This window comes from Bacillus sp. SIMBA_031 (assembly GCF_046535225.1).
In the GTDB taxonomy this organism is placed as follows: Bacteria; Bacillota; Bacilli; order Bacillales; family Bacillaceae; genus Bacillus; species Bacillus velezensis.
In genome coordinates, this window is sequence record NZ_JAWRXC010000424.1 from 1 (window position 1) to 257 (window position 257).

Annotated in this window: 1 pseudogene; it reads right to left on the reverse strand. The window is 62.6% G+C overall.

The window, feature by feature from the left end:
* Positions 1-257 (reverse strand): annotated as a pseudogene (locus tag SB724_RS20890) (SIS domain-containing protein); the annotation flags it as partial.

The following is a 257-nucleotide window of genomic DNA, read 5'->3' on the forward strand; positions in this document are numbered from 1 at the left end:
CTGCACCGTGGACACGGGTGGTGCGGAGCCACTGCATTTCTTCGAGAATGCACATGGAGTAGAGGTACGTGAGGCCCCAGAGGTTTCCGGTACCCACCAGGAAGTGGTAGTCGGCGTCCCTGTTCTTCTCGGCGAAAGCCTCGGCTACCGATTCAGCCTGACCGGCGACGGCGATCAGGCCCTCCGGGACCGACTGCAGTTCGGAGGCCAGATCTTCGTAGCCATCGAACTCCCCGCGCGCTGCCAGCAGTTTGGTG